At 34.3% G+C, this 26,307-nt stretch carries 21 protein-coding genes, 3 pseudogenes and 1 riboswitch; of the genes and pseudogenes, 6 read left to right on the plus strand and 18 right to left on the minus strand.

The genetic code is table 11. The annotated features are described in order from the left end of the window. Nucleotides 1-15: 15 nt before the first annotated feature. The 12 genes and pseudogenes from AC0L0O_RS25600 to AC0L0O_RS25655 form a co-directional block, all read right to left on the minus strand. Nucleotides 16-807, minus strand: coding sequence for an endonuclease/exonuclease/phosphatase family protein (locus AC0L0O_RS25600; protein ID WP_000771957.1), 792 nt, complete (start codon nt 805-807; stop codon nt 16-18). A gap of 4 nt (nt 808-811) precedes the next feature. Further along, on the minus strand, nt 812-2,449 hold the full coding sequence (locus AC0L0O_RS25605; protein WP_000705542.1) for a PTS transporter subunit IIBC: 1,638 nt from the start codon (nt 2,447-2,449) through the stop codon (nt 812-814). A 205-nt stretch (nt 2,450-2,654) separates the two neighbouring features. Then, nucleotides 2,655-4,319, minus strand: coding sequence for a glycoside hydrolase family 13 protein (locus AC0L0O_RS25610; protein WP_375361588.1), 1,665 nt, complete (start codon nt 4,317-4,319; stop codon nt 2,655-2,657). A 389-nt stretch (nt 4,320-4,708) separates the two neighbouring features. Further along, entirely contained in the window at nt 4,709-5,380 is a 672-nt protein-coding gene (locus tag AC0L0O_RS25615) for a hypothetical protein (protein WP_000251631.1), read from the minus strand. A gap of 151 nt (nt 5,381-5,531) precedes the next feature. Then, a complete protein-coding gene (locus AC0L0O_RS25620; RefSeq protein WP_001081915.1) occupies nt 5,532-6,221 on the minus strand; it encodes a Crp/Fnr family transcriptional regulator in 690 nt (229 codons plus the stop codon). A 199-nt stretch (nt 6,222-6,420) separates the two neighbouring features. Further along, entirely contained in the window at nt 6,421-7,383 is a 963-nt protein-coding gene (gene arcC, locus AC0L0O_RS25625; protein ID WP_000113949.1) for a carbamate kinase, read from the minus strand. 37 nt (nt 7,384-7,420) lie between these two features. Further along, nucleotides 7,421-8,836 (minus strand): arginine-ornithine antiporter, encoded by a 1,416-nt coding sequence (gene arcD, locus AC0L0O_RS25630; RefSeq protein WP_000503416.1) that lies wholly within the window; start codon nt 8,834-8,836, stop codon nt 7,421-7,423. Nucleotides 8,837-8,935: 99 nt separating this feature from the next. Beyond that, complete coding sequence (argF, locus tag AC0L0O_RS25635; protein ID WP_000930297.1) at nt 8,936-9,934, minus strand: ornithine carbamoyltransferase; 999 nt, start codon at nt 9,932-9,934, stop codon at nt 8,936-8,938. A gap of 30 nt (nt 9,935-9,964) precedes the next feature. After that, nucleotides 9,965-11,197, minus strand: a complete 1,233-nt coding sequence (gene arcA / locus AC0L0O_RS25640; protein WP_075396343.1) for an arginine deiminase — start codon at nt 11,195-11,197, stop codon at nt 9,965-9,967. Nucleotides 11,198-11,466: 269 nt separating this feature from the next. Further along, entirely contained in the window at nt 11,467-11,916 is a 450-nt protein-coding gene (argR, locus tag AC0L0O_RS25645) for an arginine repressor (protein ID WP_000711842.1), read from the minus strand. 153 nt (nt 11,917-12,069) lie between these two features. Continuing rightward, nucleotides 12,070-12,642: pseudogene (locus tag AC0L0O_RS25650) on the minus strand (methyl-accepting chemotaxis protein); the annotation flags it as partial. A 369-nt stretch (nt 12,643-13,011) separates the two neighbouring features. Beyond that, nucleotides 13,012-13,362: pseudogene (locus tag AC0L0O_RS25655) on the minus strand (HAMP domain-containing protein); the annotation flags it as partial. 210 nt (nt 13,363-13,572) lie between these two features. Between AC0L0O_RS25655 and AC0L0O_RS25660 the strand changes: the two are divergent. The 3 genes from AC0L0O_RS25660 to AC0L0O_RS25670 all read left to right on the plus strand — a co-directional run bounded on the left by AC0L0O_RS25660 (nt 13,573) and on the right by AC0L0O_RS25670 (nt 16,047). Then, entirely contained in the window at nt 13,573-14,295 is a 723-nt protein-coding gene (locus AC0L0O_RS25660) for an amino acid ABC transporter ATP-binding protein (protein WP_000616938.1), read from the plus strand. 121 nt (nt 14,296-14,416) lie between these two features. Continuing rightward, nucleotides 14,417-15,211: an ABC transporter substrate-binding protein gene (locus tag AC0L0O_RS25665; protein ID WP_000823759.1), complete on the plus strand. Its 795-nt coding sequence runs from the start codon at nt 14,417-14,419 to the stop codon at nt 15,209-15,211. Nucleotides 15,212-15,354: 143 nt separating this feature from the next. Beyond that, nucleotides 15,355-16,047: an amino acid ABC transporter permease gene (locus AC0L0O_RS25670; RefSeq protein WP_000461612.1), complete on the plus strand. Its 693-nt coding sequence runs from the start codon at nt 15,355-15,357 to the stop codon at nt 16,045-16,047. Nucleotides 16,048-16,099: 52 nt separating this feature from the next. Here AC0L0O_RS25670 and desB read toward each other — a convergent pair whose 3' ends face one another. Further along, a complete protein-coding gene (desB, locus tag AC0L0O_RS25675; RefSeq protein ID WP_000661224.1) occupies nt 16,100-17,185 on the minus strand; it encodes a Delta(10) desaturase DesB in 1,086 nt (361 codons plus the stop codon). Nucleotides 17,186-17,765: 580 nt separating this feature from the next. On the opposite strand from desB, the gene AC0L0O_RS25680 reads away from it, so the two are divergent. Together AC0L0O_RS25680 and AC0L0O_RS25685 are read left to right on the plus strand one after the other, a co-directional pair. Further along, nucleotides 17,766-19,292, plus strand: a complete 1,527-nt coding sequence (locus AC0L0O_RS25680) for an FAD-dependent oxidoreductase (RefSeq protein WP_000199963.1) — start codon at nt 17,766-17,768, stop codon at nt 19,290-19,292. A 143-nt stretch (nt 19,293-19,435) separates the two neighbouring features. After that, nucleotides 19,436-20,737 (plus strand): MFS transporter, encoded by a 1,302-nt coding sequence (locus tag AC0L0O_RS25685; protein WP_071729632.1) that lies wholly within the window; start codon nt 19,436-19,438, stop codon nt 20,735-20,737. Nucleotides 20,738-20,751: 14 nt separating this feature from the next. Here AC0L0O_RS25685 and AC0L0O_RS25690 read toward each other — a convergent pair whose 3' ends face one another. Both AC0L0O_RS25690 and AC0L0O_RS25695 read right to left on the minus strand, forming a co-directional pair. After that, complete coding sequence (locus tag AC0L0O_RS25690) at nt 20,752-21,534, minus strand: nucleotidyltransferase domain-containing protein (RefSeq protein WP_001208288.1); 783 nt, start codon at nt 21,532-21,534, stop codon at nt 20,752-20,754. Between the two features lie 121 nt (nt 21,535-21,655). Continuing rightward, entirely contained in the window at nt 21,656-22,765 is a 1,110-nt protein-coding gene (locus tag AC0L0O_RS25695) for a PRK06851 family protein (protein WP_000147449.1), read from the minus strand. Between the two features lie 149 nt (nt 22,766-22,914). Then, nucleotides 22,915-23,027, plus strand: a riboswitch (SAM riboswitch). An 86-nt stretch (nt 23,028-23,113) separates the two neighbouring features. Between AC0L0O_RS25695 and AC0L0O_RS25700 the strand changes: the two genes are divergently transcribed. Then, nucleotides 23,114-23,746 carry a cyclase family protein gene (locus tag AC0L0O_RS25700; RefSeq protein WP_000862964.1) on the plus strand — a complete coding sequence of 211 codons (633 nt, stop codon included), beginning with the start codon at nt 23,114-23,116 and terminating at the stop codon, nt 23,744-23,746. Between the two features lie 27 nt (nt 23,747-23,773). Here AC0L0O_RS25700 and AC0L0O_RS25705 read toward each other — a convergent pair whose 3' ends face one another. The 3 genes and pseudogenes from AC0L0O_RS25705 to AC0L0O_RS25715 form a co-directional block, all read right to left on the minus strand. Then, nucleotides 23,774-24,154, minus strand: coding sequence for a hypothetical protein (locus AC0L0O_RS25705; protein ID WP_000424111.1), 381 nt, complete (start codon nt 24,152-24,154; stop codon nt 23,774-23,776). A gap of 223 nt (nt 24,155-24,377) precedes the next feature. Beyond that, a pseudogene (locus AC0L0O_RS25710) lies at nt 24,378-24,824 on the minus strand (ATP-binding protein); the annotation flags it as partial. 206 nt (nt 24,825-25,030) lie between these two features. Then, a complete protein-coding gene (locus AC0L0O_RS25715) occupies nt 25,031-26,296 on the minus strand; it encodes a hypothetical protein (RefSeq protein ID WP_000434747.1) in 1,266 nt (421 codons plus the stop codon). Between the last annotated feature and the right edge of the window lie 11 nt (nt 26,297-26,307).

Raw genomic sequence — 26,307 nt, forward strand, 5'->3', positions numbered from 1 at the left:
TGAGGATTTCTTCTATTATATATCTACTTGTACTTCTACACCGAAATGATCTGAAATTACTTTTCGGTTTGTACCATTAAAAACGACTTTTGAAGAACGAATTTTTTCACTTCGGTTACACAATATTAGATCGATTCGTAAATTATGTTTATTTTCATCCCAACCAGCAATCTCACCTTGGACAGTTGTTCCTTCATCCTTCTCTATTGCTAATTCATATGTGTCGTACAAACCTTCTTGCATCATATATTCATAACCCTCTCCTTGCAAACGAGCGTTATTATTAAAATCACCCATTAAGAAGGAAAGTTCATTGCTATCTACACGCTCCATCAAACGATTCACTTGATCTTTAAATGATTCTTCTTCATCATTCCACCAACCGAGGTGGCAAGAGTAAAACGTGATGTTCTTACCATTATAAGCAATTGTTGCACTTACAATTTTGCGTGTTTTCCAATACGTTGTATCCTTATTTTCTGAAATAAAGAACGCATCTTCTTTTACAACATTATGCTTCGTTATAATCGCTAATCCTTCTTCATACACATCATAACCAATATGAGAGAAATCCCAAGTAATATTGTAATCTTTTACATGTAACGCTTTTAGCTCTTCTAATAGTAAAAGTCCAAAATTATCTTCTTTCTTGTTACCGCATACATTTTTAGCCCCTATCGACTGACTTACTTCTTGCAATGCGATGACATCGTACTCTTCTTCTTGAATGACTTTAGCAAGATATTTTATCTTTTCTATTTGATTTTCTTCTTGCCAAGAGTGACAGTTTAAAGTTAGCAATTTCATATTATTACGCACCTAACATATCTTGAATGTCTGACTTTAATACGTCAGCTTTCGGACCATATACTGCTTGTACACCTTTATCTTTTACGATAAGTCCTAAAGCACCATTTTGTTTCCACTGTGCTTCTGGTGCAACAACATCTAAATCTTTTACTGTTACACGTAAACGTGTCATACAAGCATCTACGTCAGCAATATTTTCTTTTCCACCTAATAAATCAATAACCTTTGTTGCTAAAGAACCATCTTGTACATTTCCTGTTCCTTCTGATGACTCATCTTCGTTATCAATATAGTTACCTGCACGTCCTGGTGTTGGTAAGTTGAACTTTTTAATTAAGAAATTGAATAATGTAAAGTTCAGACCGAAGAATACTAATGAAACGATAACGAAATTGATTAAATCTCTAGTTAGTCCTGCATTCACCATCATCGGTGTACGAGTAATTAACTCAATAAATCCAAATGCGTGAACACGCAAGTTAATTAAATCTGCTAATGCGAATGCAAGTCCTGTTGTAATTGCATATACAACATATAATACTGGAGCAATAAACATGAACATGAATTCAATTGGTTCTGTTACACCTGTTAAGAATACTGCTAATGCTGCTGATAAGAACATTGGTTTATATTTTGCACGTTTTTCTTTATCAACATTACGGAACATCGCGAAAGCAATACCCATTAATGCTGCTGTTGAACCGATAACTTGTCCAGCTTTGAAACGAGCTGGTACAACATTATTTAATAGATCGTTATATGCTTTTGTATCTCCATTTGCTAATAAGTTATTTAAATCTGTAATCCATGCCAGCCATAAAGGATCTTGTCCTGCTACAACTTGTCCAATTTTCGAGCCAGTTAACATCGTATATGTTCCACCTAGCTCTGTATAGTTCATCGGAATCGTTAACATATGGTGTAAACCGAATGGTAATAGTAAACGCTCTAACGTTCCATATACAAATGGTGCAACAACTGGTGCACTATCTTTTGAAGCTGCGATCCAGCGACCGAATTCATTTAATCCACTTTGGATGAATGGCCATAAAAGTGATAATACAATTGCAGTTACTGTAGACCAAACAATTACAACGAATGGTACGAATCGTTTTCCGTTAAAGAATGCTAATGCCTGTGGCAGTTTGTTATAGTTATAATATTTGTTATATAAAGTAGCTCCTAAGAAACCTGTGATGATCCCTACGAAAACTCCCATGTTTAATGCTGGTGCACCAAGTACAGAAGTAAAGTAATCTTTTACAATTAAATCTCCTGCTAATACTGAAGAAACTTTCGCTTTTGAATCCGCTAACATTTCAGCGTTTACGCCAAATATAGCTCCTGTAATTCTATTCGTTAAGACGAATGCTAATAGCGCTGCAAATGCACCACCTGCGCGATCTTTCGCCCAAGATCCCCCAATTGCTACTGCGAATAAGATGTGTAGATTTGTAATAATTGCCCAACCGATGTCTTCCATTACGCGAGCGATTGTATGAACTGCGTTAATATCCCCAGCAGACATTCCAATTAACTTACCGATAGAAATCATTAAACCAGCTGCTGGCATTACAGCTACAACAACTAATAATGCTTTCCCGAACTTTTGCCAAAAATCAAAAGACGTAATTTTCATCTGTTCTTCCTCCCCTTTATTTATAACAACATAATGATTTAAATTATAATTTCTGTTTCTATTATGAAAACGATTCCTTATGTTACTTTACTTTTATCTTTACGCAACCGTTTTCATAAATCTATTTTAATAAAAGCGTTTTCACTTTGCAATAGAAATTTATTTTTTTTATAAAAAAAAGATGCTCTAAGAGCATCCTTTTTTATTATGAAATGCGATAAACCCTTGTTTCATAAGGCTTTAACGTGATTGTAGTTAATTGTTCATGTTCCGCAACTTCATAGTTATTTAAAAGCAAACGTTTGCGTTCTAGTGCAAACAAATCCTCATTATACACAGCTTCCTCTTTTGAGATATTACTAATTACGACTATTTTTTCATCGTTTAATGTACGAGTATATGCATAAATTTGCGGGTCATCTTCTAAAAGTAAATCGTACGTACCATAATTCAGTACATCATGCTCTTTTTTCAGGGCAATCATTTTCTTATAGAAATTGAAAATAGAGTTCTCTTCATTCTTTTGCTTTGCAACATTGATTTCTTTGTAGTTTTGATTCATACCAAACCAAGGCGTACCTGTTGTGAAACCAGCATTTATCTCATCGTCCCAATGCATAGGCGTACGTGAATTATCGCGGCAAGAAGCCCATATAATTTCCATCATATCTTGATGGGATACGCCCTCTGCAATTTTCTCGCGATATAAATTTTTAATTGCTACATCATCGTAATCTTCAATGTTTGGGAATTGAACATTTGTCATCCCAATTTCTTGTCCTTGATAAATAAACGGTGTACCGTGCATAAAGAAATACATTGCTCCTAAAGCTGTCGCACTTTCACGCCAATATTGTTTATCATCTCCCCAAGTTGAAACGATACGCGGCTTATCGTGATTCTCAATATATAAAGCATTCCATCCTTTATTTTCTAACCCTTTTTGCCATTTCGTTAATACCTTTTTCAGCCCTACAACATCAAGATCTTTCTTCTTTTCTGCATCCCATAAACTTAAATGTTCGAATTGGAATACCATATTGAACTTACCTTGCTCTTCTCCAACCCAAAGCTCAGCATCTTCAATCTTAACGCCATTCGCTTCACCAACAGTCATAATATCGTACTTAGAAAACGTATTTTCTTTTAATTCTTCTAATAAAGGTTGAATACCATCCACATTCATATGTTTATCAAAAGATGGAACATACTTTAGTCCTTTTGGATTTGGCATATCTTTAAAGCCATCTTCTTTTTTAATATGGCTGATTGCATCTACTCGGAAACCATCAATTCCTTTATCAAGCCACCAATTAACTGTATCGTATAGCACTTCTCGAACTTCTTTATTCTCCCAGTTTAAATCTGGTTGTTTACGCGAGAATAAGTGTAAATAATATTGTCCTGTTACTTCATCATACTCCCATGCCGAACCATTAAAAATACTTTCCCAGTTGTTTGGTTCTGCACCATCTTTACCATCATGCCAAATATACCAATCACGCTTCGGATTGTCTTTAGATGAACGAGACTCAATAAACCATGGATGTTCATCACTTGTATGATTAATAACTAAATCAATAATAAGCTTCATATCACGTTTATGAACTTCATCTAGTAAAGCATCAAAGTCTTCCATCGCCCCAAACTCATCCATAATATCTTGATAATCACTAATGTCATAACCATTATCATCATTAGGTGACTTATACATTGGACAAATCCAAATTACATCTATTCCTAAATCTTTTAAATAATCCAGTTTCGCAATAATACCTTGTAAATCTCCAATACCATCACCATTTGAATCCATAAAGCTACGTGGATAAATTTGATAAGCAACCGCTTCTTTCCACCATGTCTTATTCATAGTCATTCTCTCCTTTTGCATCCCATCGGAATTTTTATGCAAACGTTTTCGTAACACTATCATAACAAAATATGAATAGTTTGCAACTGTTTTCATTGAACTCTATGTAGTTTCTTTATTCTTATGCTTTATTTATTTCTCACAAAGGCAAATCTCATTCCTCAACTGCTCTTGTCCAGCCACGCGAACGTCGTATACCATTTCGATTAAGAAGCGGACATCATAGTTACGATAATTTTCTCTTTTGTATCCCTCCTTTTCATACGTAAAAGGGTATACAATAAAAAATCATCCAATATGCCGTTACCTCGCAGCATGTTGGATGATTCAAGTTGATTTTCTATATCGTTTCAAGTTATTGCTCCTACTCATAAACTTTCACTTACAGATTAATTGTATTTCGTATCATTTTCATGCAATGAATGCATTTTAATATTCGGAACTTTATCTTTTCCAATACCGCTATTATAAACAACAGGAATTTGAAATTCGAATTGCTTTGTCTCATGTTTTTGTAAATAGATTGGATTTGGTACTGAATAACTTTTTGAATCCTCATACAAAACTACTTTTAATGCTTGTGAATGATTACGATAATTTTTTAAAGTAACGATGCATTTTCGTTCGATATCCTCTCCATTTTTCTCCATTCTACACTGACTATCATCTTTTTTATATTCTATTGCTTCTATCCCTGTTTTTCCTGCGTAGTACCATGTTTTATTCAATGTCTGGAGGATGTTATTTAAAATTAACGGCATCGTTAAAATCAAAATACTAATGCCTACTACTTTTATCTTATTCATTTTTTTAAATAGACTAGATTCCTTTTTCCCTAGCCATTTTGCAAATAATATAAATGCGATTATATGTAGTATGAGAGACACAATCAATATATTTGAAACTTTAAAATTCATATACATATAAGTATGTATCGGAATCTTATAGAGATTGAATAACTTTTCCCCTATTAATTCATTATCATTTGGAATTTTTAATAATAACAAAACCCCTATACTGTAAAAAACAGCTACTAATCGATCATACTCAATTCGGACCATTTTTTCTCCCCTTTCCTTTTTTATTATCGATTTTAGCTATTATTACCATACTATACAATCTTTTTATAGAGGAAAACGTAAAAAAGTTCCTTATAAATATATAAAGAACCTTATTAATATACGATATGAATTAAAAATCAATATGCAATTTTTACATAGAGATTTCTTCAAAATATGTTGGATTATGTATTGTAATTTTTTTATCTAAAATTGTAACAATGCTATCATTTTTTAATTGTTTTAATACGCTACTGACCGTCTCTCGAGATGTACCAGATATTTTCGATATTTCAATTGTTGTAAGTGGGCAGGAAATTACAATCGTTTCACCACTCTGTTCTCCTAAATCCTGCATTAAATAATTTAATGTTTGAATGACCCGATCTTGTGCATTAGAAATTGTAATATTTTGTACTCGATTTTCGTTTAGTTTTAATATCGATGATAATTGCCGCACAACATACATTAATTGTGTCCTACTAGATTTCACCATATCTTCAAAAATTACTGTCGGAATATAATAGACCTCTACATCTGTCATCGCTTCTGCCGTATAGTTATATCCTCTGTCTGTAAACATACCACCATAAGGAAAAATAGAATACCTCTTTACATAGTCATCATATAACAAATTCCCACTTTGATTTACCCGCTCTAACTTTACAAATCCATCTAACATGAAGTAAATTCTTTCTCTTGAATCCCCTTCTAAAAATAAAAATTGACCCTTTTTATACGTTCGCCAATAGACAAACTCCGTCAAACCTTTCAATTTTTTTTCTGTTAAATGAGTAAATAATTCAAACTGCTTTAAATCTTTAACTACGTTCCGTCTATTCATAAAATTCCCTCTCTCTTGCTGTATGTTGGAGCGAAAAATCAAGAAAGCGTATTCAAGTTGAATTTTATCATAATGAACTTACATATTTAGATTTCATCGTGAAAACTTTATGAACAATGCGTACAAAAATATTAATAAATAAAAAGAATGAAGTTACTAACCTCATTCTTTTTTGCTAATAATTAGCGTACATAACTATTTAAACATACATGCATACACTCTGTTTTGAAATAATAGTACCAGCTTTTTCTTCTAATGCTTCATATACTTTTTCTAAAGACGTAATAATTGTTTTTCGTTTTGGATTTGTATTAACAAAATTAATAGCAGCTTCAATTTTTGGAAGCATACTTCCCGCAGCAAATTGCTGTTGCTCAATGTATTCTTCTAATTTATTCACTGTAACATGTTCTAATTTTTTTTGATTCGGTTGATTATAATTTACATATACATGATCAACTGCAGTTAAAATTACGAGCGTATCTGCATCTACTAATTCAGCTAATTTTTGCGCAGCGAAATCTTTATCGATAACCGCTTCAGTTCCTTTTAGCCCTTCTTCAGAATCAATTACTGGAATTCCACCACCGCCAACAGCTATCACTATATTTCCATCTTCGACCAAAGAATTAATCACTTTATGTTCATGAATACTTACAGGTTTTGGTGATGGAACAACACGTCTCCACCCTCTACCAGCATCTTCTTTAAACACTGCTTTTGTTTCTTCCATTAACCTTCTGGCTTCTTTTTCTGTATAAAAAGGGCCAATCGGTTTAGTTGGATTACTAAATGCCTCATCTTTTTTATCCACAACAACGCGTGTTATAACCGTTGCCACGTCTTTTTTTATATTCCGTTTTTTCAATGCCTTTTCAATTGCATTTTCCATCCAATATCCAATCATTCCTTGGCTCATTGCTCCACAAGTATCTAATGGCATTGCAGGTGTCTTTTCCGTTTCTGCAGCTTTTTGCTGTAATAAAATATTCCCCACTTGTGGGCCATTTCCATGCGCAATTACTATATCTACATCATTTTCCATTATTTTCACAAGTTGTTCTGCCGTTTTTTCCAACGCTTCTTGCTGCGCTCCCGCAGTAGCTTCTCCAGACTGTATCGCATTTCCCCCTAGTGCAACTACAATTTTTCTTCGTGCCATATTCCAGCCCTCCTGTTGATTTCGCTTTCACAGCGCTTTATAAAGTAATACTGCCTGTAATTAATCCATAAATCGCAAAGAATGCTAAAGCACCAATTGCTACGGATGATGCTAATTCCACTCGAGTAAATATTTTCTTCGAACTCTTTTGCTTTTGAACATTGTAAAAAATAAAAATACCTGGCGCATATAAAGTCATTGTTAATAATAAATACTCTAAACCAGCTGCATAAACTAACCACACACCATAAATACTTGCTATTAAGCCAATTATTATATTTTTATTTCGATCTGCTCCTTCAGACTTTAAGCTATGCTTCAGTTGATAAAATGCTGAAAAAGCATATGGGATTAAAATAGCTGAAGATGCTAAAGAAAATGCAAAGTTATAAGCCTGATCAGAAACGACAAATGTTAACAAGAACATTTGAATTAAACCATTTGTTATCCATAATGAATTTACTGGAGCTTTATTTTTATTTTCTTTTGCGAACCATTTTGGAAATACTCCATCTTTAGCCGCTAAATATGGAATTTCAGAAGCGAGCAAAGTCCAACCTAACCAAGCACCTAATACAGAGATGACTAAACCTAAATTAATAAAGATAGCACCCCATTTTCCAACAACACTTTCAAATAAATAAGCCATAGCCGGATTTTTCAGACCTGCAATATCTGCTTGTTGCATAAGTCCAAGAGACAATAATGTGATTAAAATGTAAATGATGAGTGTACCAATTAAGCCAATAACCGTTGCTTTCCCTACATCACTTCTATTTTTTGCTCGACTTGATAAAACAACAGCTCCTTCTACCCCAATAAATACCCATAAAGTTACAAGCATCGTACTTTTAACTTGGCTGCCAACTGCTTCCCATGAAAAAGAACCAGTTTGCCCCCAAAATCCATCTAAGAACGTGTCAATATGAAACGCGAAGATTCCTATGACAATAAATACAAATACAGGTACTAATTTTGCGATTGTAGTTACTAAATTCACAAGTGCTGCTGATTGAACTCCACGTAAAATTAACATGTGAACACACCATAATAATACGCTTGCACCAATAATGGACGCTACATTTTGCCCGCCTTCAAAGATTGAGAAGAAATATCCTAATGAAGAAAACAATAATGTACCGTAAGCTACATTCCCAAGCCAAGCAGATAGCCAGTATCCCCACGCACTATTAAATCCCATAAAATTACCAAACCCTGCTTTTGCATAGCTAAAAATACCACCATCTAAATCTGGCCGTTTTACAGTTAGATTTTGAAAAGATAATCCAAGTGCAATCATCCCAATTCCTGTTATAACCCAGCCAATAATAATGGCTCCAGCACCAGCACCTTTTGCCATATCACTCGCTAAATTAAAGGCTCCACCGCCAATCATAGACCCAACTACAAGAGCCGTTAATGTAAACAACCCTAATTTCTTATCTTCACCCATTCCACTCACCTCTCTTAAATTGCAATAACAATACAAAAGCAATAGTGAATGATAGTGTCTAAAGGAGGAGAAAGAAGAAAGGAAAACTCCCTTTCTTCTTTACTCCATGTTCCCTAAAGTAGCTGCCATAACCGCTTTAATTGTATGCATTCTATTTTCAGCTTGATCAAATACTTTTGAATGTTTACTGCGGAATACTTCGTCAGTTACCTCCATTTCTTTTAACCCATATTTCTCATAAACTTCTTCGCCATACATCGTTTCAACATCATGAAATGCAGGTAAACAATGTAAGAAAATCACGTTTTTATTCCCTGTTTCTTTAATCATTTTCATATTTACTTGATAAGGTTTCAATAACTCGACACGTTCAGCAAATTTTTCTTCTTCCCCCATAGACACCCATACATCTGTATAAATTACATCTGCACTCGCAACAGCTTCTTCCACATTACTTGTTATCATTACTTGTTCATTATATTTTTTTGCTAAATCAATTACTTCTTGTGCAGGCCATAAAGATTCCGGTGTACAAATACGTACATCCATTCCAACGATTGCTCCACCAACTAGTAAACTATTAGCAACATTATTTCGTCCATCTCCAACGTAAACAAGCTTCACATTTTTTAATTTCCCTACATGTTCCCTAATAGTTAATAAATCTGCTAATGTTTGTGTTGGATGCCACATATCTGTTAATCCATTCCAAACTGGCACACCAGAATTTTGTGCTAAAGATTCTACAGTTTCATGATTAAATCCACGAAACTCAATTCCGTCAAACATACGCCCTAACACTTTTGCTGTATCCTCTACAGATTCTTTTTTCCCAAGCTGAATATCACCTTTCCCTAAATATTCAGGATTCGCTCCTAAATCTGTACATGCTACTGTAAATGCACAACGCGTACGAGTAGAAGTTTTTTCAAATAAGAGCGCTACATTTTTACCTTCTAAATAATGATGCGGGATACCATTTTTCTTTTTCTCTTTTAATTCTGCTGCCAAATCTAGAAAATATAACAATTCTTCTTGTGTAAAATCTTTTTCTGCTAGAAAGCTTCTTCCTTTTAAGTTTGGTCTAGTCATTAACATACTTCATCCCTACTTTCTCCGTTATTTATACTAAATATCTTTACGAACAATTGGCATACTCATACAACGTGGACCCCCACGACCACGAGATAATTCCGAACTTAGTACCTCAATCACTTCTATTCCGTGTTCCCTTAATAACGTATTGGATACATAGTTTCGATCATATGTAACAACTACACCTGGCGCGATTGCTAATGTATTCGAGCCATCATTCCATTGTTCACGAGCAGAAGCAATTACATCTCCTCCTCCACATGGAATAAGAACTAATTCACTTAAGTCTAATACCTCTTTTAATGCTTCCATTAAAGAAGTACGATGTGTAATTTTGAGGGTTTCCTCATCTGATCCTTTTTCTAAAATATAAATATTCATATTCCCTTTTGGCCCTTGAATAGCTGGATGAATTGTAAACTTGTCATAATCAACCATTGTAAATACTGTATCTAAATGCATAAATGCCCGGCATTTTGGAATTTCTATTGCTAATACTTTCTTAATTTTATTTTGTCGACTAAAGAGATTTTTAGCTAAACGTTCAATTGCTTTAGCTGAAGTACGAGCAGATACTCCAATCGCAATTGTTTCTTCATTTAAAATTAGCTCATCGCCACCTTCAATTGGAAATTTATAATCACGATCTAACCAGATTGGTACATTATGTTTTGCAAATCTTGGATGATATTTAATGATGTACTCCATGAATAATGATTCACGTCTACGCGCTGGTTCTCTCATCTTATTTATCGTTAAGCCATCACCCACGCTAGCTGCTGGATCTCGAGTAAAATATAAATTAGGCATTGGGTCTAAGTAAAACGGATAGTGATCTTCCATTAATTCATATAAATGTGTCTTCTTACTTGTTTCAATTTCGTTTTTCCGTACACCGCCCATAATTTTTTGAATTAATTCTTCATTTGAAAAGGAAAGTAAATATTCTTTTAAAGTTTGATGTGCAACATTTACGTCGGCCTGGCCTTCTTTTAAAATACGATCAACAAATTCTTCTCGAAGTTTTTTATCTACTAACGCCTCAGCGGCTAGTTTTTCTAAATAAAGAACTTCAACACCCCGATTGCGTAACGTTTGTGCAAAGTAATCATGCTCTTTTTGAATAATTGGTAAATATGGAATATCGTCAAATAATAATTGCTGCAAATAATCTGGTGTTAAGTTTTCCACTTCTTTACCCGGTCGTTTTAATAAAACCGTTTGTAATTCCCCAATTTCTGAAGTAACATGTATCGGATGCTTCATTTGTTGTACCTCCTTTTAAATATGTTTGATGTCTTACAAGTACATAATAAATGCTACGCGCTTTCACCTTTGTGAAATCATCCACATTATCATTGTGAAATATTAAACAAGTTATTTTTTTAAAATCATATTAATTTGTATTTTTATAACAATCCATCCCGATTTTTTAATAAAAAAATACATATATTACACATATATATTGCATATTTAACTTCCGTATTTACAAAAAAATCCTGTTTTTAATAAAAATTAAAAACAGGATTTTGCATCTAAATAATTAAATTTAACCTTTCTTCTAAAATCTCCCTATCTGATTTCGACTGAGAAATTATAAGGCATGTATCATTTCCACATATACATCCTATTTTTTCTTTCCAATCTAACTCATCAAATAAAACACCAATAACATGTGCATTTCCAGGTAATGTTTTAATAACCATTAATTGTTCTACACAATCAATTTTCACAACAACCTCTCGTAATTTTTTCTTTAACTTTATATCAGTTTGTAAATGTTCTTCTGAGAAAATTTTATATATCATCAATCCTTCTTGAGAAGGTACCTTCGTTAAGTTTAACTCACGAATATCTCGAGAAACTGTAGCTTGTGTTACTAATACATCCTTTTTTGCTAACAATTCTACTAATCTTTCTTGTTTCTCTATTTCATACTCTTTTACAAATTGTTTAATTAATCGTTGTCTTTTTTCTTTTTTCATAAAAGACACCCCTTTTAATATTATAGCTCGCTATAATTTTCATCCGAAAGGGACAGAAAAGAATGTTGCGGAAACGTTCATAGTTTATATCTTTTAACTATAGATATTAAATCTAGCTAAAAAAAGAGAAGAACAGTATTCTGTTCTTCTCTTTTACATTGAAAATCGTTCAATTGTTTGTTTCAAGTCCGCTGCTTGTTGCTCTAAATCCTTTAATAATTGATCAATTACTACCATATTTTTAGATTGTTGCAACGTCACACGTGCTACTTCTTGTGAACCAGCTGACGTTTCTTCAGCAATTGCTGCTACGGCCTTTGTTTGTGCTCCTGTTTGATGAATGTGGCTCACTTGTTCATTCATATAACCACTAATTTGCTTCGTTGCATCCGCTACTTCCATAACACTTGATGACATTTCTTTTAAAATTAATTCCGTAGCTTCCCCACGTCTCGCCTCTTCTTTAGCTATTTTCACTTGTTCTGTCATTTTCATTGCAACTTGTTGTACTTCCTCTTGCATATTTCGTAATAACTGCGATATGTTTCTTGCAGAATGATCACTTTCATCAGCAAGTTTCCGCACTTCTTCCGCAACAACCGCAAAGCCTCTTCCATGCTCTCCTGCACGAGCAGCCTCAATAGAAGCATTTAGTGCTAATAAATTCGTTTGGCTAGCAATCTCACTCACTACAGATACAATGTGTTCTACTTGTTTCATTCTTTCCTCTAACTTCTGTACATTTTGCATTGAATCTTCATTTTCTTTCGCCAATGTTTGAATACCTTGAATTAAAGACGTAAAGACACGAGTACTATGCCCTAAAGCTTGAACCATTTCTGAAGACAACTCATCAGACTGTTTCGCTTTCTCTTCTACTTCACTTGCAATAGAAGTTGTGGTATCAACAGCAGAAACAATTGCCTGAATGGACGCCGCTGATTGCTCAGCTCCAGAAGAAATCTCTGCAAGTGTTTCAGAAACACCTTGTGCTTGTTTCGTTGCTTCGCCTGTTTGTTTTCTAATTTGCTGTACTTGATTGTTTGTATACGAAAATGTTGTATCAATATTTTTTACCATGCCCCTTAAGTTCCCTAGCATCATATTAAATGCAACACTTAAAGATTTAATTTCATCATCAGTCTTTGGTAATGGAACATCTTCACGAATATCTCCTTCAGCTGCTTTTCTCGCCGCCTCCTCTAACTTTCGAAGCGGTTTAATTAAAAATACCGCTGCTCCATATGCTAAAATTCCAGACCATACTACCCCTAATAACATAACGATAATATTATATGCAGTTTGACTTACATAACTTTGAAAATAATCATATATCACATAAATAAAAAATATACTTGTTGAATATGTAATTAAAGCTAAAACTGTAGTGAATAGCATAAGTTGTGTACGTAAGCCAAAGGAAAATGTCTTCCTTTCTTTTTCCATCTCTTCTTTCCCCCTTTTTATAAGTAATATAAGTACTACCTATATATTATTATCCATATTTTCATTATAGAGGAATATAGGGATTTAAAAAATTATTATTTCCTTGAATATCAAATCCACTAAAAAAAATAAAGGATTCTGACAATTTATGACTAATAACAGAAATAAGGGGCAACATTTGTAAAATATATTTTTGACTGGGGGTTTTGTATGATTCAGGTTCGAAATCTAGTAAAATCGTTCGGCTCACTTGATGTTTTAAAGGGAATTGATTTAGAAGTAAATGAAAAAGAAGTTGTTGTTTTAATTGGTGCCAGTGGTTCCGGTAAAAGTACATTACTTCGCTGTCTTAACTTTTTAGAAATGTACGATGAAGGTGAAATTCACTTACAAGGTGAACGAATTGATCCAAAGCATTCAAATTTAAATAAAGTCCGCGAAAATGTCGGTATGGTGTTTCAGCACTTTAACCTCTTTCCCCATATGACCTCACTAGAAAACATCATAGAAGCACCTATTCATGTAAAAAAATTAGAAACAGCAAATGCAAAGGAAATTGGAAATCAACTTTTGCAAAAAGTCGGCCTACAAGATAAAGCAGATGTAACTCCCCACCTCCTGTCAGGTGGTCAAAAACAGCGCATTGCTATTGCACGAGCTCTTGCTATGAATCCTAAAATTATGCTATTTGATGAACCTACCTCAGCCTTAGACCCTGAACTTGTTGGAGAAGTATTGCAAGTTATGAAAGAACTTGCTGAAGAAGGAATGACCATGGTTATTGTTACTCATGAAATGAATTTCGCAAGAGATGTAGCTGATCGCGTCATTTTTATGGATGATGGAAAAATTGTAGAGGACGCTCCACCAGCTCAATTCTTTTCAGCTCCATCACATGAACGAGCAAAACAATTTTTACGCAACGTTTTATAGTGTAACTTCTGTTTCAAACGAAAAGAGATACATTCATACGGTGCACAACTAATCATCTAAATACAATATTTCAATAACATACTTAAAGCCATCCGTATGATCAATATATAGGAGGGGTTTTATGAAAAGAAAACTATTGACGATTGTTGCGAGTATTACATTATGTACATCTTTCATACTAGGAGCATGTAGTAAGGAAAGCTCTACTACTTCTTCAAATGGTGAGAAAGAATTTCGTTATGCGATGAGTGGCTTATATAAACCTTTTAACTATAAAGAAAATGACGGAAAGCTTGTCGGTTTTGATGTGGAAATAGGTGAGGCACTTGCGAAAAAAATGAATATGAAACCGACTCCTATTACAAACCCATGGGAGACGCTAATCCAAGGTCTCAAAGCGAAAAAGTATGATGTAATACTGGGCAGTATGGCAATTACAGAAGAACGTTTAAAAGCTGTTAATTTCTCAAATCCTTATTATCGTTCTGGTGCCCAAATTTTTGTAGCTAAAAAGAATACATCTATCTCTTCTCCAGAAGATTTGAAAGGTAAGAAAATTGGTGTTGTAAAAGCTAGTACCTTTAAAGATCTTGTTGCAAAACATACGGATCAAATTACAGAATACGATAGCGATATTACTGCACTTATGGACTTAGAGCCTGGACGTATTGACGCAGTAATCACAGATCAAATGGTTGGTTTACGTATGATCAAAGAAGGTAAATCCAATATAAAAGAAGCTGGAAAACCATTAAACCTTGATGAAATGGGAATTGCTATTCGTAAAGATGATAAAGAAATGGTTGAGAAAGTAAATAAAGCTTTAGATGAAATTATTAAAGATGGTACGTATGAAAAGATTAGTAAAAAATGGTTTGGTCGTAATATTCTTGGTGAGGAGGAAAAAACGAAGTAAACTAGTTATTCAAAAGTTTCATCCATTACGCCCCACTTTTTATCCCACTATTTAAGGGCAGTAAAACTCCAAATTGGTGCGAGATACTAATCAGTGGGGTATTTCATTCCCTACCAAAATCCATACAATATGAGGTGACACATATGTTTGAAATTTTTATGTCTACTTATCCCACACTCTTAAAAGCTACTATTGTCACATTACAATTAACACTAACATCCCTATTACTCGGTTCACTAATTGGATTACTATTCGCTTTTTTTCGGATCTCTAACAATAAAGTTTTAAATAGTATTGCTCATGTATATATCGCCATTATTCGTGGTACACCTTTAATTGTTCAAATTGCCATTCTCTATTTTGGAATTACATCCGTTGTTGTTTTTACTCCTTTTTGGGCAGGAGCCATTGCTTTAGCAATCCATAACGGTGCATATATTACTGAAATTTTCCGCGGTTCTATCCAATCTGTCGATCGTGGACAAATGGAAGCTGCTCGCTCTCTAGGGATGCCGTATTCTTTAGCAATGCGACGTATTGTATTACCGCAAGCATTTCGTCAATCTATTCCTCCTTTAGGAAATCAATTTATTATTGGATTAAAAGATTCTTCACTTGTTGCTTACGTAGGATTGTCCGAATTATGGGGGTCAGGTTTATCAATCGCTGCAGGGAACTTCCAACAATTAGATACATATATAATCGTTGGTTTATATTATCTCGTGCTCGTTCTCCTATTCACTTACCTTGTTAATCTTTTAGAAAAACGATTACAGCGAAAAGAAACAAACTCAGTTCAAGTTAGTGCAAAGAAGAAAAAAGAAGTCTCTTTATAAGAAAAAGCAAGCCAGAGATGGCTTGCTTTTTCACTGCAACATATATCTATTTTTACTGATTTATTTTTTTAATACTCTCTTCTTCCTCTATATGTTCCTCACGATATGAAATATTATGAGGATCTAGTCCATTTCCTAAAGAACCATAGAAATGCTCTCTATGCGGATCCACTAATTCACTTCCTTGATAATACACACGTGGTGTATTCCATAGCGCTGCCAAAGCTTTTGTCATCGGCATCTCATGATAGCGTTCCGGCCACATTTCTTTAATTTTCTCTTTTACTAATGGATAGTATTTAGAGCTCATAGCAGGGAACAAATGGTGTTCTGTATGATATGAGAAATTGAAATGTAAAACGTCTACCCAACGCGGCACTGTTACTGATAAACAGTTTGCTAACGGATCATTCACTGGAACAATTGGATTTAAGCGGTGATTTGTTGCGATATATGCCATTACAATAAAGTTAGCAATTAACAATGGAATCACATATGCAAATAACCATTTCCCAGGTCCCATAATAAACAATAAACTAATCCAAACAGTCCAAGGCAAAAGAAGTTGAAGCCATACAGACTTTTGATTGGATGACTTAAACTCTTTTATAAAATGAAAGAACATTCGAGTCGAATGCAATGTAAATTGAATTGTTAATGACAGAAAACTAAAGAATGAACGTACATGAAGAGGCATGCGATATACCCAACTCAAAAATTTACTCTTTTTAAGCTTCTCAAGTGTCGGCCATGCATCTGGATCATTCTCTTCATGTTGTGTATGAACGTGATGCGTTGCATTATGCCACTTTCTCCAAAGTTTAGGACCTGTTGATAGCGGCATAAATGCAATCGCGCCTAAGAAATCACGAAGCCATGCCTTTCTCACAACAGTTCCATGTAGAATTTCATGCCCTAAAAACCCAAGTGAAGCAAAACATAATCCAAGAACAATCGCAATTCCTAGATTTGCCCACACATTCAATTCAAATACACCAATCGATATTAAACCAGCCAATGCCACAAGCAAATAAGCCAGCCCACCAAATAAACGAGTAGGAACTGGTTTAAATGCTTTTTTCGGCAAATGTGGTGATACACGTGCTGCATACCACCCAAACGTATGAAGCTCCTTCATCCTTTTGCCCCTTTCTTATGCCGCGCCTTGCGCAACTTACATATATAATTCTTGCTTCCAGATTGATTTTACTAGGTGATTAAAAAAGCATCTAGTATAAGGAAAATATACTCACTCTATCGTCACTTATTTTTCGCTTTTATTATCAATGAAAAACATTTCTCTTTTTACTCTCTATCAACCTTTCCACATGATGAATCATATCAATAGAAATTCCACATTGTCAATAAGTTTTATGACCTAGTAATAAAAGTTGGTTATATTTTTATAATTATACTTTATTTCAATAAAGAAAAAACACATATTTTATAAGGTTTCATCTATTATACATATACGTACCTCGACATACTATAGACTCTATCTTATTCAAGAACTCTCTGTGTAAACAACAAGCACACTCATCTAAATTTAGCTTTACACAACTCCTACCTCTTCATACCAACAAGAACTAACAATTATATTAAGATAATTTTATCTTTCTTTTAAATAAAAATAGCCTTCCTCTAAAACAGCACACATGAATTTCATCTCATATGGAAATATTAAAAGGAAAATTGTTCTAAATCAGGAGGTTTCCTTAATGACAAGCGATACATTTCCACAATTCCCATCATCTTATTGGATTGAATCTACTCAACTCCCTACTTTTCCCCCTTTATCTGAAAATATAAAGACAAAAGTTGCTGTTATCGGTGCTGGTATTACAGGTATTACTACTGCCTATTTACTTGCAAAAGAAGGCATCGATGTTGTATTAATTGATTCTGGTCTTATTTTAAACGGGACGACTGGGCATACAACAGCAAAGATAACAGCGCAACATGATCTTATTTATGATGAATTAATAAATCATTTCGGTATGGAAAAGGCCGGACTTTACTATGAATCAAATAATCATGCTCTACAATTTATTAATGAAACTGTGCAAACATATAAAATCGACTGTAATTTCTCAAATGAAGATTCATATTTATATACAACTACCGATAAGGGATTAAGAAATTTATCGAAAGAATATGAAGCCTATCAAAAATTAAATATACCTTGTGACTATGTTCAATCTCTATCGATTCCAATTCCAGTACAATCTGCACTTGTCATGAAAAACCAAGCACAATTCCATCCCCTTCTTTATTTGAAAACACTTCTAGCAAAGTTTGTGGAAATGGGCGGAAAAGTTTATGAACAAACAACAGCTATGGATGTGGAAAAAGGAGATTCTCCACAAATCATTACAAAGGAAGGCCATCGCATCACTTGTGAATATGTTGTTTCTTGTTCACATTTCCCTTTTTATGATGCAAATAGCTTTTTCTTTACGCGTATGTATGCTGAACGCTCTTATGCCCTTGCAATTAAAGCGAAAACAGATTATCCAGGTGGTATGTATTTAAGTATTGATGATCCAAAACGGTCTTTACGCTATACAACAAACAATGGTGAAAAATTAATTTTAATTGGCGGAGAAAGTCATAAAACAGGCCAAGGAATAAACACGATGCTTCATTATGAAGCACTGTATTCTTTTGCAGAAGCAACTTTTGGGGTAGACGAGGCTCCTTATAGATGGTCAGCACAAGATTTAATCACGCTAGATAAGCTCCCTTATATCGGACATATTAACGAAAGGAATCCAAATATATTTGTTGCAACTGGATATCGTAAATGGGGAATGACAACTGGAACTACTGCCGCTCATTTACTGAAGGATTCTATTCTAAAAGTACACAGTCCATATAAAGAACTCTATGCACCTTCACGCTTTCATGCAAATCCAGATATAAAAACGTTCCTCTCCCAAAACATTGATGTTGCGAAACATTTAATTGAAGGAAAGATTGAAACCGCATTACGTAAGCCAGAAGATCTCGAAGTTGGTGAAGGATCTGTCGTACATGTTAACGGGAAACGGGCAGGTGCTTATAAAGACAAAGAAGGAAAATTACATATTGTCGATACAACTTGTACACATCTCGGCTGCGAAGTTGAGTGGAATAATGGTGATTGCACTTGGGATTGTCCTTGTCACGGTTCCCGCTTTTCAATTGAGGGAGACGTTATTGAAGGTCCAGCAGATCAACCGTTAAAGCGAGTTGATAATGAGTAAACAAATAAAGAAGTTCAACAGAGTTCCTGTTGAACTTCTTTATTTGTTATAAAACCTTTTCAGATAAATTTCGACAGGAAGGAGGAAAATATTAACATGAAATAAAATAATATATTCATCTATAAATAAAAGGGGTGAATACTATGCAACCTTCAGCTCCACCTCATCTAGAATCTACAAAAACTATCTTTTCAAACTCTATTACAAAACTTGTTGTTTTTATTTGTTGGCTAGCCATTCTAGCTGACGGCTATGATTTAGGTATTTACGGGGCCGTTCTGCCTAAGTTACTGGAAGACAACAGCTGGGCACTATCACCAGCTCATGCTGGTACAATTGCAAGCTATGCTTTGTTTGGAATGTTTATTGGCGCTATTCTAGTTGGAACTATTACAGATCTAATTGGACGAAAATGGACACTTATATGCTGTTTAGCACTTTTTTCTATTACAATGGGCCTAGCTGCACTTGCTCCTTCTCCTGAATTATTTGGACTATGGCGATTTATCGGAGGAATTGGACTAGGCGGTGTCATTCCAACAGCTTCCGCACTTACTGTTGAATATTCACCAAAAAAGCGACAATCTTTTATTTATGCTCTTATGTTTACTGGCTATCCTTTAGGTATCGTGTTAGGCGCTATTTTATCCATGTTTATGTTAGAAGACTTCGGATGGAGAATTATGTTTGGCATCGGAATGATTCCATTGCTCCTCATTCCTTTCATTATTCGTTATTTACCTGAATCCATTCAATTTTTATTATCACGTAATCGCCAAGAAGAAGTGGATAAAATTCTTAATCGTTTTCAAATTGAATTCCATGCAAAAGAGAAAACTCATCAAGCCCCATCTAATATACGAAAGAAAAATGGATTTCTTACTTTATTCTCAAAAGAATACATAAAAGCAACGCTGCTTTTTTGGATCACTTATATAATGGGGATGTTTTTAATATACGGTTTAAATACTTGGTTACCTCAGATGATGCGACAGGCAGGATATCCTCTTGGATCTAGTTTATCATTTCTACTTATGCTAAATATTACCGCCGCTATCGGTGCATTATTTGCTGGAGCAATCGCAGATCGTATAGGAGCCAAAATTGTTATTAGCATCTCCTATCTTATGGCAGCTGTATGTATTGGACTATTAACAATTAAACCATCTGTTACAATCATTTATCTTTTAATTGGTCTTGCTGGAATTGGATCGGTCGGTATTACTCAAATATTAAATGCATATGTGACACAATACTTCCCATCCCATATCCGAGCTACTTCCTTAGGTTGGGGACTTGGACTTGGCCGAGTTGGTGCGATTGCTGGTCCTATTCTTGTCGGTATTATTATGACAATGCAATATGATTTAGCATGGAATTTCTATTTATTCTCATTCGCAGGTCTTCTCGCGGCTATATCTGTTTTCCTTATTCCTGCAAAGTAAAAAAGGGCACAAATTTACTCGTGCTCTTTTTTGTATACTTCGAATAACATATCTCGAAACAATGTATTTAAACTCTCAATATCTATCCCTGATCCCTTTTCAATTCCTTTTACATATTGCTGATAGTAATGAATTTGTTCTTCTAAAAATTGATTCAACACATCAATTTTTAATCCAACATCTAATTCAGTACCTGCCTTTTTCTTTATTAACAACTGTTCAATTTCATCTAATACGCTACGCTCCAATGATAATTCTGTAATTAATCGATCGAATTCTACAGGAGGCAAAGTTGTTTTCTCCTCTAGCCACTTACAAGCCAAAATAGGACGCAATACATAAAAGTACTTTTTTAATTTTACATTCTCACCTTGCAAAAATTCACGATAATTTTTTGAAGCCATATGTAAATAATGATATATCGTTGCTTTCGGATCGAAGTTCTTTTCACTCATTTGCTGAAGCTGTTCTGGAAAACTAGAGTTTTTCGAATAAAAAATCGGTGATCGAATCCATTCAAGTAAAGCTGGGTTTGACTTTGCAAATAATTGTAACGCCTTTTTTATATCCCATCCGCTTATATCTAAATCATCACTAATCGGATACTCAATTACATCTCGTTTATCATGAATTGATAAATACCATTCTACCGGATGCATATAAACGAATCTAACATCATAATCACTATCTTTCGAAGGAAATCCCCATGCACGACTCCCTGACTCCACGGCAAATAAAATTTTCACATCCTTTTCTTTCTCAATTCGCTCTAACTCCAACTTAATTTTCTCTCTCATTTCATACCCTCTCCATTTTTTGATTATTTCCTTGGAAATTCGACAAATATATTACTAAGTTTACTACATACTAAAATAGCTGTCAGAAAATTCCCGACAGCCTGCCAAAATTCTTTATTTTTTACTTGTTCTTTTCCGTTACACTAATCGCAATTCGTTCAAACTCTTTTTGAATCTCCTCTTTATATGCATCTACTTTCGAAAAATCCATAGCAGCAATATAAATACGTTCCAATTTATCACGAACTGATTTCGCTTTCGCTAAGAAAGACATCGCCTCATTCATTTTTGTTTTATACTGAATGGAGACATGGCGTATTTCCTCCGCATACTTCTCATCCGTCCCTGGTGTCACAATAAGGGCATACATATCTATAATTTCATCACCTTCACGGCTCGGAAAATATTCATGTGGTGCGGTACTATCGAAAATTGCAAACCCTAATTCTCTTACGATAACCATATCAAGACTATTCGGATCAAATCCGCAATGATATACTTCAACTTCAAACCCTTTTTCTTCCGCTGCCTTAGCTAATTTTTTGAGCATTGTTGATTTCCCAGAGCCTGGGCGTCCTTTTATAAAATAACGATGTGGTAATCCTTCTGTTAAGTTAGGGACAAAATCAACTGCTCCTTTCGGTGTAGCTGCTCCTAAAAAGCGATGTTTCACAAGCGATTGTTTCCCGCCTTTATCTGCAAATAATTTCTGAATGAGCTGATCGGTTAGTTCATTCGCTTTATTAAAATCAATATTATCAATATATATTTTCTCCCACTCATCATGTATAATTAGCGCCTCGTTAAAACGAGCGTAAGCAGCTTGAAAAGCTTTGCTTGCTTCTGAAACAAATCGTTCAATTTCCACTTTCTGCTCTCTCAATTTATCTGAGTCCCAAGCAACCCCTAAATTGATATACTCCTCGACAACTCCTGGCATTTTCGGCTCAATAACATGCGGTGATGTTCCATCAACAATTCCTACTTTTAACTTCGGGATAATTACACCATCAACCGATTTATTATCAGAAGAACAGTGTAAAAATTCAATATCATATCCTTTTTCAACCCAGTCACGACCTATTGCCTTAATTAAAGAAGATTTCCCGGTTCCAGGACCACCCTTTAAAATAAATAATCTGTTTAGCCCTTTTAGATTCTCTTCGTATAAATTATGAAACCCTCTAGCTGTATTGCCGCCAGCAAAATAATTCAATACATTTCCTGTCACTGCACTCACTCCTTCGCAGCATTCTATTTACATAAGCTACAATATGCGAGCAACTTTATTTGGGTGAATACCTATTTTGTATTGCACGAAAAAAGGAAATGAATTACAATTTAACTATCTAAAAATTTAAAATTTTAAAACTGAATAATTCTTTATCAAGAGAGGCAGAGGGACCGGCCCTTTGAAGCCCAGCAACCTCAGTTTATACAAACTGAATAGGTGCTAATTCCTGCAAAATGCATTGCATTTTGAAAGATAAAACGTAACTATTGTGTGCAAAACTTATCTTTCTTGACCATGAAAGGTGAGTTTTTTTATATTTCAAAACATATATTGGAGGTATTTAAAATGAAAGTAATTGACCTATCACAAACATTCGAAAATAATATGTCTCAATTTCCTGGAACACCAAAAATCAATTTAGAAGCCATTACAAGCGTTGAAGAAACAGGTTATCAAGTTACAGATTTCCATTCTGTCGTTCATGTTGGTACACATTGCGATGCCCCTGCCCATTTCATTTCAGGCGCAACTACCATTGATCAATTACCCCTAGATCAATTTGTAGGCGAAGCTGTTCTTATTGATGTAACTCATGTACAAGAACGAAAATTACGTAAAGAAGTATTACACAATGCTGACATAAAAGAAGGAGATATTGTCATTTTCCATTCCAATCTATCTACTAAATGGAATACAGAGGCGTATGAGCAAGAAGCTTTTTATCTTTCTGAAGAATTAGCCGAGGAATTAGTTCAATTAAAAGTAAAATCGGTCGGCCTAGATTTCATCTCTCCTGATGAGGTAACGACAGAAACATCACCAATTCATCACATACTACTTGGGAATAATATTTATTTAATTGAAAACTTAACAAACTTAGATGCCATTCACACGAAACGTTTCTTTTTCTCAGCGGCACCATTAAAAATTAAAGATAGCGACGGTGCTTTTGCAAGGGCGTTCGCTGTAATTTTTTAAACAAACTATACAAAAAAGCAAAGATCATCATTGACCTTTGCTTCTATTTTTTTTATTTAAACTAAGAAAGAATTGCTCAACACGAGGACGTAACCAAGCTAAATAATCTTTCTCTTTCTTCTTTGTACAAGCTATTTCTTCCCCATCTACCATTCCGACGAGCTCTAGCTCTAACAGTTGCCTTGTAAATGCTAACATATTTATTTCTTCGTCTGGATACTCTTCTTTTAATTTCTCCTCAATTTCCCCCAATAAAAAACCGTCACGCATCATTGCCAATGCATCAATCCAAAGTGGCGGCATTTCATATTTTTCTCCTGTAATTGTATCTTTTACAATGTAATTCTTTTGCTCTTTTCGAAATTGAATCGTGTGTAAGCATACAGTCGAATTTAATGTTAATTCCATGATACCACCTCTTTCATCATATCTGCATAGAAAAAGGATGCGTGTGCACCCCTACTTTTTCTAACACTACCGAACCGTTACATGAATAACAAATCTCATGTCGATATTTTCCTCCATTATAAACGAAGTATTTTATAAAAAAAACCCTTCTTGAAACATTTTATAAAATGTTTATATTTACACAACAAGAACACTTTTCTGAAAAATATTTTCTTGTAGCACATTATACTATCATTAAAAAAATCTCCACTTTCGTTCCTATTTCCACGCTACTTTGAATCGCAACATTTCCTTGATACTCCTCAATAATTTTATATGTAATCGCTAATCTAAGTCCCGTACCATTCTGCTTTTTTGAGTAAAAAGCTTTACCGATTTTGTCTAACTTCTCGTTCTCCATCCCAATTATAAATGCGTTCATATCCTTCCGTTTTTTCGTATACACGGATATGAATGTCTCCACCTTCTCGCATCGATTCTATCCCATTTTTAATAACAATTGTTTTAATTGTTTATCATCACCGTTTACAGGTGATGCATCCCCATTTATTTTCCAGTGAAACTTCACTCTATATTGCGCTGCATAACTTTCCATTAACTGCACAACATATAAAAGGATTTCTCGTATATTACATCATTCATAATTTGTTGGCTTTGGTTTCCCTAACAAATCCGTTAATTTTTTTAAATACTTTTAAAGCTTCTCTTTCCTCATAAATTAAGCTTTTAAATTTGTTCATATAAATACTCCTCATGATCAATACAAAAACTCTACATATTATCTCATTAAGTTATAAGTATAAAATTACTTTCAAAGCAATATGTAACCTTATAACGCGAAAAGGAAGGGGATTTCCCCTTCCTTTTCATCACAACTTATATCCATCTTACCCGATCATGTAGCAAGCCATCTGTAAAATCATTTTCCCCCACTACAAAATCCTTCATATATAAATTCAAATATTCTCCGTACTTACTTTCTGTATTTAATAATAATTCCTCTACATAATAGGCACCTTGTTTAAATTCATCGAACAGTAAACTACACAAGCCAGCATAAATTCCGCATCCTACTTGGAAGTAAGTCGCATTCGTTTTATATTTATGAAAAACTTGGCTGCTATTCATCACGTTATACATATATGTCTCGCTATTTTCATAAACGAGTAATACACCGACTAGATCCTCGCCCGCAATCTCTTCTTCGGCTGGATTAAATACTTTACGATTCCAGTTCCATAGATCTTCTACCTTATTTAAATTCTGTCTAATTATATTTGTTGTATACTCATTAATTCGGTAAAGAAATCCAACTTCCATGTTAAAGTTTTTCCCTAAAATTAAAACTTCCTCATGCGGCATTAAACAACCATAAAACTCTTTCTCTCCCAACTTTACTTTATACTCTGAAGCATATACATCTTCATAAAAGTAAAGGGGACGATGATGACTCATATACATCGGATAACTCCATATCGCTTCATCTAGAAATCGCTCTACTGCCCATGAAGCATACAGTGTATGAGGTTTTATAAGTGCTGTATCATTCAAAAATGACGTATCATGTTCTACTATATAGCATGCTCTTGGCTTTTCATTCGGGCGTTCCTTCATAAGTTCAACAACCATCCATTGAACAACCCCTGGATTCATACCTGAGCCTATAATTGCTTTTGTATTTGTAAATTTCTCTTTTTCCTTCTCAAATCTCGTATATCTTTCCGTAAGTTGAAAGCCGATTAAACTATCGTCCTGATCTACTGCCTCATTTTCCAAAGCTGAATTAATATAACAAATTCCAAGTTCATTACAACAGCTTAATACTCTGATCGTATCTGCCCCCGAAACATCAATAACAACACTCGTACTACTTTCTTTTAAATGCTTTTTAAATGTCACTACATCTTGGAGGTCTATTTCGGATAAAAACAATTGATCTTTCAAATTTGGAAACAACTCGTCATAATACGTCCTATCTTTTTGTTTTATATCAACCAAATGAAATGTAACACTCTTTATCACTTCATAAATCGGGTCTTTTTCATTTACTATCGCTTGATTCAAAATCGCTAAAACTGCTTTTGCTGCTCCACCAGCACTACCAAGTAATGTAATCGATAAAGAATTTGGAAACTGCTCCACCAACAAAACCC

This window comes from Bacillus sp. GS3m_15504 (assembly GCF_055825275.1).